Here is a 12,914-nt window from a genome sequence, read left to right as displayed (position 1 = left end):
ATAATGCCGATAGTTAATTTTTTTGAATAAATCAATCATTCCCTATTAATTCATCATTAAAAATCAATTATTGGCATTTTTGTACGCCGATATATTTCAAATGTTGTAAAGCAACAACAAATTTAGACCTTGGTAGAATACGACCTTAGTCTAAATTCAATCAAATAATTAAAACTGGCGTTTAAAGTGTTTGTTCTAACCCAAAAGTCTTTATTTTCAATGCTTTAAAATTGGTATGCAAAAAAACCATCAATTGGCTATTGATCTTTAAATGGGGCTGGTGCAGGTTTAATACAGGTCGATGAGGGCAAAACTTAACCAATGATCGTCTAAACTGTTGGCAAGGTTAAGTGGTTTTATAGTTACAAATGAAAGTTGCACTGGAGGTGCGTCATATGAGCCAGGTTACAGAGTTAGCGCAAGGGATTCAGGTTATCGGCCCTCAAAAGCCGGAATACAAAGCGATTTTGTCTGAAGAGGCTCTGGCATTTGTGGCAGAACTCGGCAGTCGGTTTGCACCGGCGATCAATCAGCTGATGGCGGGCCGAGAGGCGCGGCAGGCCATCGTCGATGCTGGCCAGTTGCCCGACTTCCTGCCTGAGACTAAAGACATTCGTGAGGGCGACTGGAAAATTCTGGGTATTCCCGATGATCTGAAGGATCGCCGAGTTGAGATCACCGGTCCGGTGGACCGCAAGATGATCATCAATGCCCTCAATGCCCGGGTGAAGGTGTTCATGGCCGACTTCGAAGATTCCCTGGCTCCGAGCTGGGAAAAGGTGGTCGAAGGGCAGCAGAACCTCAAGGATGCGGTAGAGGGCACCATTGAGTTTACCAATCCGGGCAACGGCAAGCACTATCAGCTCAACGAGGATCCGGCGGTGTTGATCGCCCGGGTGCGCGGCCTGCACCTGAAGGAAAATCATATCCTGTTTGATGGCGAACCGTTGCCGGGGGCGTTGGTGGACTTTGCCCTGTACTTCTACCACAACTACCGGACCTTGTTGAAAAAGGGGTCGGGTCCCTATTTCTACATTCCCAAGCTGCAGAGTCACCTGGAGGCTCGCTGGTGGGCCCAGGTGTTTGCCTTCACCGAGGAGAAGTTCTGTCTTCAGCCAGGCACCATCAAGGTGACCTGCCTGATTGAGACCCTGCCGGCGGTATTCGAGATGGACGAGATCCTCTATGAATTGCGCAATAACATCGTGGCGTTGAACTGCGGCCGTTGGGATTACATCTTCAGCTACATTAAAACCCTGCGTAACCACCCTGATCGGGTATTGCCGGATCGCCAGCAGGTGACCATGGAGAAGCCGTTCCTGTCGGCGTACTCCCGGTTGCTGATTAAAACCTGTCACAAGCGGGGCGCCCTGGCGATGGGGGGCATGGCGGCCTTCATTCCGGCTAAGGATCCGCAGCTGCAGCAGAAGGTGCTGGACAAGGTGACTCAGGATAAAGAGCTGGAAGCCCGTAACGGTCACGACGGCACCTGGGTGGCCCACCCCGGCTTGGCGGATACCGCCATGGGGGTATTTAACGAGTTTATCGGACCGGAGATGGACAACCAGTTGCACATCAGTCGTGATGTGGATGCGCCCATCACCGCCAAAGAGTTGCTGCAACCCTGTGAGGGGCAGGCCACCGAGGCCGGCATGCGAGCCAACATTCGCATTGCGGTGCAGTACATCGAAGCTTGGATCACCGGCAACGGCTGTGTGCCCATCTACGGATTGATGGAAGATGCCGCCACCGCCGAGATCTCTCGAGCCTCCATCTGGCAATGGATTAAACACGGTAAGAGCCTGGACAACGGTCAGTTGATCACCCCGGCTCTGTTCCGCGCCATGCTGGAGCAGGAGTTGAAAGTGGTTCGACAGGAGCTGGGGGAGGAGCGGTTTGATAACGGCGCCTTTGAGCAAGCCTCCACGCTGTTTGAGGAGCTGACCACCTCGAATGAGCTGGCCGACTTCCTGACGCTGCCGGGCTATCAGATTTTGACGCAAGATACGATTTCTTAAGAAGCACTGAATTTCAAGGAGTATGAATATGTCCACTTATCAATCTGATATCGATACCGCGGCGACGCTGATCGAATCACAGGGCAATGCATGGAACGCCATCAGCCCGGAATACGCCGCCCGTATGAAGGCCCAGAATAAATTTAAGACCGGCCTGGACATTGCCAAATACACCGCCGGCATCATGCGTGCCGATATGGAGCGCTACGACAATGATCCGAGCCAGTACACCCAGTCTCTGGGCTGCTGGCACGGTTTCATCGGTCAGCAGAAGATGATCTCCATTAAGAAGCATTTTAACAGCACCGATCGCCGTTACCTGTACCTGTCAGGTTGGATGGTTGCCGCTCTGCGTTCCGACTTTGGCCCGCTGCCGGACCAATCGATGCATGAGAAGACCTCGGTGGCGGGATTGATCGAGGAGCTGTACACCTTCCTGCGTCAGGCCGATGCCCGTGAACTGGGTGGCTTGTTCCGCAGCCTGGATGAGGCCAAGGCCGCTGGCGATGACAGCAAGGCCACCGAGATTCAGTCTCAGATCGACAACCACCAGACCCACATTGTGCCGATTGTGGCCGACATCGACGCCGGCTTTGGTAATGCCGAAGCCACCTACCTGCTGGCCAAGCGGATGATCGAAGCCGGTGCCTGTTGCATCCAGATTGAAAACCAGGTGTCGGATGAGAAACAGTGTGGTCACCAGGACGGCAAGGTTACCGTGCCTCATGAAGACTTCCTGGCCAAGATTCGCGCCGTTCGCTATGCCTTCCTGGAACTGGGTGTGGATGATGGCGTGATTGTGGCCCGTACCGACTCACTGGGTGCCGGCCTGACCAAGCAGATCGCCATTACCAACGAGCCCGGGGATCTGGGGGATCAGTACAACAGCTTCCTGGATGGCGACTACGTTAACAGCGCCGAAGACATTCAGAATGGTGACGTGGTGGTGAAGGCCAACGGCAAGCTGCTTAAGCCTAAGCGCCTGGCCAGTAACCTGTTCCAGTTCCGCAAAGGCACCGGTGAAGACCGGGTGGTTCTGGATTGCATCACTTCGCTGCAAAACGGTGCCGACCTGTTGTGGATTGAAACCGAGAAGCCACACGTGGGTCAGATTGCCGCCATGGTGAACCGCATCCGTGACGTCGTTCCCAACGCCAAGCTGGTATACAACAACAGCCCGTCGTTCAACTGGACCCTGAATTTCCGTCAGCAGGTGTTTGATGCCATGCAGGAAGCCGGGGAAGACGTGTCAGCCTATGACCGCGCCAATCTGATGAGTGCCGAGTATGACAGCAGCGAGCTGGCGACCAGGGCCGATGAAAAGATTCGCACCTTCCAGGCCGATGCGGCCCGGGAAGCGGGCATTTTCCATCACTTGATCACTCTGCCGACCTACCACACTGCGGCCTTGTCTACCGACAACCTGGCCAAGGAATACTTCGGTGAGCAGGGCATGCTGGGCTACGTCAAGAACGTACAGCGTCAGGAGATTCGTCAGGGCATTGCCTGTGTTAAACACCAGAACATGGCCGGTTCCGATATCGGTGATGATCACAAGGAGTACTTCTCCGGTGAGGCGGCCCTGAAGGCCTCCGGCAAAGACAACACCATGAACCAGTTCGGCTAATGGTGTCCCCGTCGCCTTCGGTGACGGGGCAATGCGAAAGCCTGTGGTATCGCTTTCGCTGCTCTATCCTGCGGCGCTGCCATGCAGTCGGCGCCGCGGGCAACGGTCAAGGCAGTCCCCGACCGTTGGCCATCTGGCTCCTGTGGGGGCCAGGCCCCCGGGCTATGGGGGCATCCTTCCAATTTAGCTACGTTGCTTGTGCTTCGGGGTGGATCTTGCGGCCACCCCTCTTTTTTTCTCCTCAGTGCTTCAAGAGAGTGCCTGAGAATGGCAGTCGGCAGCGGATCGTCGTCTCAGTAGCCACACGGTCGTAAAGATGGCAACGCCATACAGCATGCCCCAGCCCAGCGACCAGGCAAACAGCAAACAGCCGCCAACCCCCAACAGCGCCTTGAGTCGAAAGCGACCATTCAGCAGTTTGAGCGCCGCCAGCATTGAGCACAGGTAGATCATCACAAACACCCCGTTAACCCATTCCAGCAGTACCTCAAATTGCCAGCCAAAACCGTGGGCCAGCGACAGCGACAGCGCCACGACGGCCAGCAGCATTGCCAGGGCAAAGGTGGGAACCCGGTGGCGATTCAGGCGGCCAAACCCCGCAGGTAGTTGCCCGTCCTGAGCCAGTCGCCATGCCAGTCGGGACATGGAGGCCAGATAGGTGTTGACGGTGGCAAAACCGGCGGCGGTGCCAAGCAGGCCAATGACCCATTCGCCGCCCTGGCCGAAGCGGTCATTGAACAGGCTGACCATGGCCAATGTGCTGTCATGAGGGCGTTCTAGCACCATCAGGGTGCACACCAGGTACACGGCGGCCACCAACAGGGTGGCGATGACCATGGCGGGGACAAAGTCCTGCCGAGGCCGTTTAAACTCCTCAGACAGGTGGCTGACCACCTCGACGCCTAGATAGGCCCACAGGGCGATGCCAAAGGCGCTCCAGACGTCGGTGTTTACCCTGGGTTGCAGATGGCTGGCCTGGGGCAGCGGCGCGCCGATGGCAAGGGCGATGACCACCGCCAGAATCGCCAGGGTCAGACCCAGTTGCAGCACGCTGGACAGCTGAATGCCGCCGATGTTGATCAGGTACAACAGGCCCAGCATGGCCAGCTGGGCGGCCAACAGGGCGCCGCCGTCGAGGTTCAGCAGGGGCTGGATAAACTCGAACGTCATCATGATGGCCGCCGGGGTGCCAACCGGCGCGGCAAACAGGAACAGCACCCCAACGGTGGTGCCCAGTCGGCGGCCAAAGGCCCGATGTACGAAGTGGGACGGGCCGCCGGCATTGGCGAAGCGTTTGCCCAGCTCGGCAAAGACCAAGGCCACCGGCAGGATCACCAAAACCAGCAGCACCCAGGCCCACAGTGCGCCTGAGGCGGCGATGTCGACGGTCACCTGGGGCAGAATAAATACGCTGGTGCCCAGCAGCGAAGTGGTGATCAAGCCGACACCCTGCCAGCGACCGATGCTTCCTTTTAAATGCGTCATAATGGGTCTTCAATAGGCATGGAATATAGAAATTGTACTTGCAATCTGTCGCCTTAGGTGTCGGAATTAACAGTCAGATTATCGGAGTTCGCCGACGAATCGTCGGCAGAGATGCCTTAGGAGTAGCAGCATGGGATCGTCACTGGATCGCTTTGACCAGGCCATTCTGGCGGAGTTAAAACTCAATGCCCGCCAACCGGTGGCGGCCATCGCCGACAAGGTTAACCTGGCCCGGTCGTCGGTGTCGGAGCGAATTAAAAAGCTGGAGCAAAGCGGCGTGATTCGTGGTTACCGGGCGCAACTGCAGCAGTCGATGCTGTCAGGCATCAGCGCCTACTTCGAGATTATTCATCAAGACAAAAGCTGCAAAGACATTGCCGATAACATCCGTCAGATCCCCGAGGTGATCACCTGTCATGGCATCAGCGGCCATATCGACCTGTTGGTGTTCGTCAAGATGGACTCGATGCAGCGATTGCACGAGATTCGCGCCGAGCTGGATGCCCTGCCGACGGTGGTGAAAATCACCACTCATGTGGTGATGAACGAATGGCTGTAATCGAACGCTCGCTGCCCTACCTGAACCACTATCCGGCGGAGATTGTGCAGCAGGTCTCTCGACTACTGGACCAGAGGCAACTGGGCGAACGGCTTCGGCGTCGCTACCCCAGCCTGCATCAGGTGGGCAACGATGGCGCACTGCGTGAGTACCTGCTGCAGCTGAAACAGCAACACATGAAAAAAGCCGGGGTAGTGAATAAAGTGCAGTACGACACCCGTCTGCATGTCATTCACAACGCCCTGGGCACTCACAGCTATGTGCAGCGCCGCCAGGGGGCTAAGGTCAAAACGCATAATGAGATTCGCATTGCGGCGCTGTTTAAGCGCGCCCCGGAACCGCTACTGCGAATGATCTGCGTTCATGAACTGGCGCACCTTAAGCATAAGCAACACGACAAAGGCTTCTATCAGCTGTGCCTGCATATGCTGCCCGATTACCATCAACTGGAGTTTGATACCCGCCTGTGGCTGACCGAAAAAGAGGTGCACGGCGATCCGTTCGAATCGAGTCAGCGCCGTGAATAACCATCGGAGGCATCCGTGGCGAAGTCGATGATCTGCGGGTAGAGGCTGGAGAAGGTGTCGAGAATCTCCGGCTCCAGTTGCGTCAGCACCTGTTCGCCTCCCAGCAACAGCTGTGGCCTGGACAGGCGCTGAGCGATGCCGGTGATGGCCCGGGTCAGCCCCGCGTGATGAGCGTAATTGCCAAGCCAGTCACCCTGGGACATGTGAGTGGCCAGGGCGCGGCATTGAGGGGGCAGTTGTGGGTCGCTCAGCAGGACTCGGTAGCTATGCTGACAGAATTGGGGTAATGGCAGTGGGTGGTACTGTTGCCAATGGCGAGCCAGGTGGTGATCGAAGGCCATGTCCAGCAGAATCCCCGAGGTGCGGCGGTAGTGGCCGGGAAAGCGTGATTTCAGCTGCAGCAGCTGAGGGTGGCCATCGATGTAGCTGTCTATCTGACGGTGCAGCCAGATTCCCTGTTTCAGCGCCTCGGGCTGGTCATCGAAACGACCTTTGACAAAGTCTCCGGCCAGGGCGCCGGCGAGGCTGGTTCGAGTCAGGTCCGCCAGATGCAAGTGGGCTAGAAAGTTCATGAGGGTCCGTATGCCTGAGTCATGGTTTTACCTTAGCGGCGGGAGTAGGGCGGGGCAAGGCCGACCAGAGTCGGCCCGGTCAAAGTCGGGATGGGTCAGCGCAGTGGCTTCACCTTAGCCATCATCGGGGTCTCCAGCAGCTCGGGAGTGCCAGTGTAGTGACCGGGACGTCAACGAGTGTGGTAACACGGTAAAGTTTTGAAAAGGGGCGTGGCTGTTGAATTGCTGAACACGGATTGGATGAGTTGTGGACAAAAAAGACCGCGTCATCCCGGTGCCGCAGGCTAGATCCCGGGTCTGAATGGGTTTAGACTACTGCCCCCCCGCCTCACGGCGAATGAATGAGACTGATACCAATGCAGGTTGCTGATTTTCAATTTGACCTTCCCGATGAGCTGATCGCCCGCTTTCCCATGGCCGAGCGCAGCGCCTCGAGGCTGTTGCATCTGGATGGCAACAGCGGCCATCTGGTGGATGGACAGTTCCCGGATCTGTTGGATCAACTCCACGACGGTGATCTGCTGGTGTTTAACAACACTCGAGTGATCCCGGCGCGGGTCTTCGGTAAGAAGGCCAGTGGCGGCAAGATCGAGGTTCTGGTTGAGCGGGTAATGGACGCCCATCGGGTATTGGCCCACGTGCGCTCCTCCAAGTCCCCGAAGGTGGGAACCGAACTGCTGTTTGAGCAGGGCGTCAAAGCGATCATGGTGGCCCGTCACGATGCGCTGTTTGAGCTGGAGTTTCAAGGCAGTACGCCGGTGCTCAGCATTCTCGATGCCATCGGTCACATGCCGTTGCCTCCCTACATCGATCGCCCGGACGATGAGGCCGATCGCGAGCGTTACCAGACCGTGTACAACAGTCGCCCCGGTGCGGTGGCGGCGCCGACGGCCGGTCTGCACTTCGATGATCGCCTGCTGGACAAGCTCAAGGCCAAAGGGGTGCGTTTTGCCTACGTGACCCTGCATGTGGGAGCGGGCACCTTTCAGCCGGTACGGGTCGACAAGATCGAAGACCACCATATGCATTCCGAGTGGGCCGAAGTGCCTCAGGACGTGGTGGATGCCATCGTCAAAACCAAGGCCGACGGTGGCCGGGTAGTGGCGGTGGGCACCACCTCGGTGCGGTCATTGGAGTCGGCGGCTCAGGCATCGCTGGTTAAAACCGGCGAGTTGCGTCCGTTTGCCAGCGACACCAACATCTTCATCTATCCCGGTTACCGCTTTCAGCTGGTGGATGCCATGGTCACCAATTTTCACCTGCCCGAATCCACCTTGATCATGCTGGTGTCGGCGTTCGCCGGTCAGGACAAGGTGATGGCGGCTTATCGGCATGCGGTTGATAATCGGTATCGTTTTTTCAGCTATGGCGATGCAATGTTCATCAATCGTGATGAGAAGCTTCACAGCCAGGAGGATTGCCTGGATTAATTTTCCGGCAGATCGGCTAGACTCACTCGCAATAACCGTGTCGATGCTGGGGTCGACGCGGATTGGTCAGTTCGCTGACCGGCCTCACTATCAAGAACGAACCGGTTACAGTTAACCGGTTTAATCGGGGATTGTTGAGGGGATTTTGTTGAAATATTGGCGCGCTGTTTCCCGTGGTTTCAATCCGGGTGCCAAATTGGATCTTTTTCTCCGCAAATCACCGTCCTCCCTTGAAAACCGGCACCTTAATCCACATTGTGTATTCAATGCCCCAGGGCTTTTATTCAGTCAGACTGTTTATCTGGCAAGAGGTAGAAATGAAATTTGATCTGATCACCACCCAAGGACGCGCCCGTCGCGGCCGACTGACCTTTGAACGGGGCACCGTAGAAACTCCGGCGTTTATGCCGGTGGGCACCTATGGCACCGTCAAGGGGATGACCCCGGAAGAGGTTGAAGCCACCGGCGCCGAAATCTGTCTCGGCAACACCTTCCACCTGTGGTTGCGTCCGGGCACCGAAATCATGCAGAAGCACGGTGACCTGCACGACTTCATGAATTGGCAAAAACCGATTTTGACCGATTCCGGTGGTTTCCAGGTGTTCTCTTTGGGTCACATCCGCAAGATCACCGAAGCCGGTGTGCATTTCCGTCACCCCATCAACGGCGACAAGATTTTCCTGGATCCGGAAAAGTCGATGGAGATCCAGTATCACCTGGGGTCTGACATCGTGATGATTTTCGATGAGTGCACCCCCTATCCGGCTACGGAAGAGGAAGCCGGAAAGTCGATGCGGATGTCGATGCGCTGGGCTCAGCGTTCCCGAGATGCCTTCGATAAACTGGAGAACCCGAACTCGCTGTTCGGCATCATCCAGGGTGGCGTGTACGAGCATTTGCGTGATGAGTCTCTGGAAGGGCTGATGAACATCGGCTTTGACGGTTACGCCGTCGGCGGTCTGGCCGTGGGCGAACCCAAGGAAGACATGCACCGCATTCTGGAGCACATCTGTCCGAAGATTCCGGAAGATAAGCCCCGTTACCTGATGGGCGTGGGTAAGCCGGAAGATCTGGTGGAAGGGGTGCGTCGCGGCATCGATATGTTCGATTGCGTGATGCCGACCCGCAATGCCCGTAACGGCCATCTGTTTACCGCCGAAGGGGTGGTGAAGATTCGCAACGCCAAGCACCGTGACGATACCAACCCGCTGGACAGCGAGTGCGATTGTTACACCTGTAAGAACTACAGCCGTTCCTACTTGCACCATCTTGATCGTTGTAACGAAATTCTGGGTGCGCGCCTCAATACCATTCACAATCTGCGTTATTACCAGAAAGTGATGGAAGGTTTGCGAGGCGCCATCGAGCAAGGTAAATTAGACGACTTTGTCGAGACGTTCTATTCCAAGCAAGGCCGCCCTGTGCCGCCTGTAATTGATTGATTAACTGATAACTAAAAGAGAACCGATATGTTTATTGCAAAGGCATACGCTGAAACCGGTGCGGCCCCCCAGGGTGGCGGTGTAGAGATGTTGATCATGCTGGCGGTGTTCGGTCTGATCTTCTACTTCATGATCTACCGTCCTCAAGCCAAGCGCGTAAAGGACCACAAGTCACTGATGAGCTCCCTGAGCAAGGGTGATGAGGTGCTGACCAACGGTGGCCTGGTGGGCAAGATCGCCAAGATCAAAGAAGATGACGATTTTGTGGTACTGGCTCTGAATGAAGACACCACAGTGACTATCCAGAAGAGCTATGTCTCAGCGGTATTGCCTAAAGGCTCCCTGAAATCTCTGTAAGATCGTATTAAGAGGGCACAGCGGTGCTGAATAAATATCCTTTATGGAAGAGCCTGATGGTGGTGTTTATCCTAGCCATTGGTGCGCTCTATGCCTTGCCGAATGCGTTTGGTGAAGACCCTGCCCTGCAGATCTCCGCCGGCCGCAACGCCGAGGTGACCCCTACGACCCTGACGCGTTTGCAGCAGGTGATCGAGGACGACGGCCTGACCATCAAGCGGGCGGAATTGGAAAATGGCCAGATCCTGCTGCGTTTTAACAGCGCACCGGATCAGCTCAAAGCCAAGGCTCTGGTGGCCAACGAGTTAGGCAGCGACTACTTTGTGGCATTGAACCTGGCGGCGGCAACGCCGGACTGGTTGGCGGCGCTGGGCGGCAGCCCGATGAAGCTGGGCTTGGACCTGCGCGGTGGTGTGCATTTCCTGATGGAAGTGGACATGAGCGAAGCGATTCGTAAGCAGGAAACTCAGCTGGTTACCGATTTCCGTTCCGATCTGCGCGAGCAGCGTCTGCGCTACGCCGGTATTCGTGCCGGCGCCAAGAGCATTGAGATTCGCTTTCGCGACCAGGAGACCCTGGTTAAGGCCGAGGATTTTCTAAAGCAGCGCAATCCCAACCTGGTGTTTGATGACAGTGACATGACGCTGCACGTCAGCATGGGCGAAGCCTACCTGGCGGAAGTGCAGAAGTACGCGCTGCAGCAGAACATCACCATTCTTCGTAACCGGGTGAATGAGCTGGGGGTGGCTGAGCCAGTGGTTCAGCAACAGGGCACCAACCGCATCGTGGTGGAGTTGCCCGGGGTACAGGATACCGCTCGTGCCAAAGAGATTCTGGGTGCCACGGCAACCCTGGAGTTCCGTATGGTGTCTGAAGGGGCCGATCTCGGTGCTGCCCTTCGCGGCCAGATTCCTGCAGGTTCTCAACTGTTTGAAAGTGCTGATGGCCGTCCGGTACTGCTGGATAAGCGGGTGATTCTCACCGGTGACCACATCACTGGCGCCCAGTCCGGCTTCAGTGAAACCAGTCAGCCTCAGGTGAGCATCAACCTGGATGCCACCGGTGGCAACAAGATGGCGGACTGGACCCGTGACAAGATCGGTAAGGCCATGGCCACCGTCTTCATCGAGTACAAGTCCACCGGTAAGCGCAAGCCAGATGGTTCGCCTGAATTCGAGAAGCACGAAGAGGTGATCAACACCGCGACCATTCAGGCGCGCCTGGGTCGCAGCTTCCGCATCACCGGCCTGGATACGCCTCAGGAAGCGCAAAAGCTGGCGCTGCTGCTGCGTGCCGGTGCCCTGATTGCGCCGATCACCATTGTTCAGGAAAGCACCATTGGCCCCTCCATGGGTCAGGAAAACATCGACAACGGCCTGGCGGCGATGATCTCCGGCCTGGTGGCGGTGATCTTCTTTATGGCGGTGTACTACCGTAAGTTTGGTCTGATCTCCGTGGGCGCCCTGGTGGCAAACATGGTGTTGATGGTCGGTGTTATGTCGATGATTCCCGGCGCGACCCTGACCATGCCGGGCATTGCCGGTATCGTATTGACCGTGGGGATGGCGGTGGACGGCAATGTGCTGATCTTCGAGCGTATTCGTGAAGAGCTGAAGGCCGGACGCAGTGTCCAGCAGGCGATTCATGAAGGCTACGCCAACGCCTTCTCAACCATTGCCGATGCCAACATCACCACCCTGCTGACGGCGCTGATTCTGTTTGCCGTGGGCACAGGGCCGGTGAAGGGCTTTGCCGTCACCCTGATGATCGGTATTGCCACCTCCATGTTTACCGCCATTGTCGGTACTCGTGCTGTGGTGAACGCTTTGTGGGGCGGTAAACGTCTCAAGAAGCTGTCGATTTAAGGAGTGGAAACCGATGTTTGAACTGTTATCCCTAAATAAAACGATCGATTTCCTGCGCCATGCCCGGGTGATCAGCGCCATCTCGGTGCTGCTGATGATCGCCTCGGTGGTTTCTCTGGCGACCCGGGGCATCAACTGGGGCCTGGACTTCACCGGTGGTACCGTGGTGGAGATCGTCTACCAACAGCCGAAAGACACCGCCGAACTGCGCAGAGCGGTGGAAGCTCAGGGCATTGAAGGCGTTATCGTGCAGCACTTTGGCGCTGCCACCGACCTGCTGATTCGCGTGCCACCCAAGGCCGGTAAAGGCAACGAGATGGTGGTCCGTATCGAAGAGGCGGCCCGCAGCCTGGAAAGTGATGCGGTCATCAAGCGAGTTGAGTTTGTTGGCCCCCAGGTGGGTAAAGAGTTGGCCGAGCAGGGTGGCCTGGCCGTTCTGACCGCCATCATCTGTATCCTGGCCTACGTCGCGTTCCGATTTGAGTGGCGTCTGGCACTGGGTGCCGTGGCGGCGTTGGTGCACGACGTGGTGGTGACGCTGGGGGTATTCTCCGTGTTCTTCCTGGAGTTTGACCTGACGGTACTGGCGGCGGTATTGGCGGTGGTGGGCTACTCGCTCAACGATACCATCGTGGTGTTTGACCGGGTGCGGGAGAATTTCCGCAAGATGCGTAAAGGCAGCCCGGAGCACGTGGTCAACACCTCGGTGACTCAGACCATGAGCCGGACCATTATCACCACGGGCACCACCCTGTTTGTGGTCATCGCCCTGTTTATTCAGGGTGGCTCGATGATTCATGGCTTCGCAACGGCGATGCTGCTGGGTATTGGTTTTGGTACCTTCTCCTCCATCTATGTGGCCAGTTATGCCTCCATCAAGCTGGGCTTGACCCGGGAGCATATGATGCCGGTAGTGATTGAGAAAGAGGGCGCCGACCAGGAAAGCCTGCTGCCGTAACTCTCAGCCAGTTAACGGTAATTTTGTTGAAAGCCACCCTTCGGGGTGGCTTTTTGTTAGCAATTTGTAGATGA

11 protein-coding genes are annotated in these 12,914 nt (G+C 56.7%); 9 read left to right on the top strand and 2 right to left on the bottom strand.

Features of this window, described 5'->3' with window-relative positions; genetic code table 11:
- The first annotated feature begins 395 nt into the window (after positions 1 to 395).
- Together aceB and H598_RS0117040 are read left to right on the top strand one after the other, a co-directional pair.
- A complete protein-coding gene (gene aceB, locus H598_RS0117045) occupies positions 396 to 2,018 on the top strand; it encodes a malate synthase A (RefSeq protein WP_028114076.1) in 1,623 nt (540 codons plus the stop codon).
- A gap of 28 nt (positions 2,019 to 2,046) precedes the next feature.
- On the top strand, positions 2,047 to 3,645 hold the full coding sequence (locus H598_RS0117040; RefSeq protein WP_028114075.1) for an isocitrate lyase: 1,599 nt from the start codon (positions 2,047 to 2,049) through the stop codon (positions 3,643 to 3,645).
- A 249-nt stretch (positions 3,646 to 3,894) separates the two neighbouring features.
- Here the strand turns inward: H598_RS0117040 and yjeH are convergent, their stop codons facing one another.
- Complete coding sequence (yjeH, locus tag H598_RS0117035; RefSeq protein WP_028114074.1) at positions 3,895 to 5,130, bottom strand: L-methionine/branched-chain amino acid transporter; 1,236 nt, start codon at positions 5,128 to 5,130, stop codon at positions 3,895 to 3,897.
- 142 nt (positions 5,131 to 5,272) lie between these two features.
- Between yjeH and H598_RS0117030 the strand changes: the two genes are divergently transcribed.
- A complete protein-coding gene (locus H598_RS0117030; protein WP_028114073.1) occupies positions 5,273 to 5,689 on the top strand; it encodes an Lrp/AsnC family transcriptional regulator in 417 nt (138 codons plus the stop codon).
- A complete protein-coding gene (locus H598_RS0117025) occupies positions 5,680 to 6,216 on the top strand; it encodes a M48 metallopeptidase family protein (protein WP_211227317.1) in 537 nt (178 codons plus the stop codon). Before H598_RS0117030 ends, H598_RS0117025 begins: the two co-directional genes overlap by 10 nt.
- On the opposite strand, the gene H598_RS0117020 is transcribed toward H598_RS0117025, so the two are convergent.
- On the bottom strand, positions 6,201 to 6,788 hold the full coding sequence (locus H598_RS0117020) for an acyl carrier protein phosphodiesterase (protein ID WP_028114071.1): 588 nt from the start codon (positions 6,786 to 6,788) through the stop codon (positions 6,201 to 6,203). The genes H598_RS0117025 and H598_RS0117020 overlap by 16 nt on opposite strands.
- Before the next feature lie 356 nt (positions 6,789 to 7,144).
- Between H598_RS0117020 and queA the strand changes: the two genes are divergently transcribed.
- The 5 genes from queA to secF all read left to right on the top strand — a co-directional run bounded on the left by queA (position 7,145) and on the right by secF (position 12,840).
- Complete coding sequence (gene queA / locus H598_RS0117015; protein WP_028114070.1) at positions 7,145 to 8,218, top strand: tRNA preQ1(34) S-adenosylmethionine ribosyltransferase-isomerase QueA; 1,074 nt, start codon at positions 7,145 to 7,147, stop codon at positions 8,216 to 8,218.
- 317 nt (positions 8,219 to 8,535) lie between these two features.
- Positions 8,536 to 9,660: a tRNA guanosine(34) transglycosylase Tgt gene (gene tgt, locus H598_RS0117010; RefSeq protein ID WP_028114069.1), complete on the top strand. Its 1,125-nt coding sequence runs from the start codon at positions 8,536 to 8,538 to the stop codon at positions 9,658 to 9,660.
- Between the two features lie 27 nt (positions 9,661 to 9,687).
- Positions 9,688 to 10,017: a preprotein translocase subunit YajC gene (yajC, locus tag H598_RS0117005; RefSeq protein ID WP_028114068.1), complete on the top strand. Its 330-nt coding sequence runs from the start codon at positions 9,688 to 9,690 to the stop codon at positions 10,015 to 10,017.
- Between the two features lie 23 nt (positions 10,018 to 10,040).
- Positions 10,041 to 11,882, top strand: a complete 1,842-nt coding sequence (secD, locus tag H598_RS0117000) for a protein translocase subunit SecD (RefSeq protein ID WP_028114067.1) — start codon at positions 10,041 to 10,043, stop codon at positions 11,880 to 11,882.
- Between the two features lie 13 nt (positions 11,883 to 11,895).
- Positions 11,896 to 12,840: a protein translocase subunit SecF gene (secF, locus tag H598_RS0116995; protein WP_028114066.1), complete on the top strand. Its 945-nt coding sequence runs from the start codon at positions 11,896 to 11,898 to the stop codon at positions 12,838 to 12,840.
- Positions 12,841 to 12,914 lie beyond the last annotated feature (74 nt).

It is taken from the genome of Ferrimonas kyonanensis DSM 18153 (genome assembly GCF_000425405.1).
Lineage (GTDB): Bacteria > Pseudomonadota > Gammaproteobacteria > Enterobacterales > Shewanellaceae > Ferrimonas > Ferrimonas kyonanensis.
The sequence above is the reverse complement of the archived record's forward strand: the minus strand, read 5'-3'. Positions and strand labels throughout refer to the sequence as shown.

Bases quoted from the DNA above. Each gene is read 5' to 3' on its own strand.
- tgt (WP_028114069.1), top strand. From the start codon at position 8,536: ATGAAATTTGATCTGATCACCACCCAAGGACGCGCCCGTCGCGGCCGA.
- H598_RS0117025 (WP_211227317.1), top strand. From the start codon at position 5,680: ATGGCTGTAATCGAACGCTCGCTGCCCTACCTGAACCACTATCCGGCG.
- yjeH (WP_028114074.1), bottom strand. From the start codon at position 5,130: ATGACGCATTTAAAAGGAAGCATCGGTCGCTGGCAGGGTGTCGGCTTG.
- yajC (WP_028114068.1), top strand. From the start codon at position 9,688: ATGTTTATTGCAAAGGCATACGCTGAAACCGGTGCGGCCCCCCAGGGT.
- aceB (WP_028114076.1), top strand. From the start codon at position 396: ATGAGCCAGGTTACAGAGTTAGCGCAAGGGATTCAGGTTATCGGCCCT.
- H598_RS0117040 (WP_028114075.1), top strand. From the start codon at position 2,047: ATGTCCACTTATCAATCTGATATCGATACCGCGGCGACGCTGATCGAA.
- secF (WP_028114066.1), top strand. From the start codon at position 11,896: ATGTTTGAACTGTTATCCCTAAATAAAACGATCGATTTCCTGCGCCAT.
- queA (WP_028114070.1), top strand. From the start codon at position 7,145: ATGCAGGTTGCTGATTTTCAATTTGACCTTCCCGATGAGCTGATCGCC.
- H598_RS0117020 (WP_028114071.1), bottom strand. From the start codon at position 6,788: ATGAACTTTCTAGCCCACTTGCATCTGGCGGACCTGACTCGAACCAGC.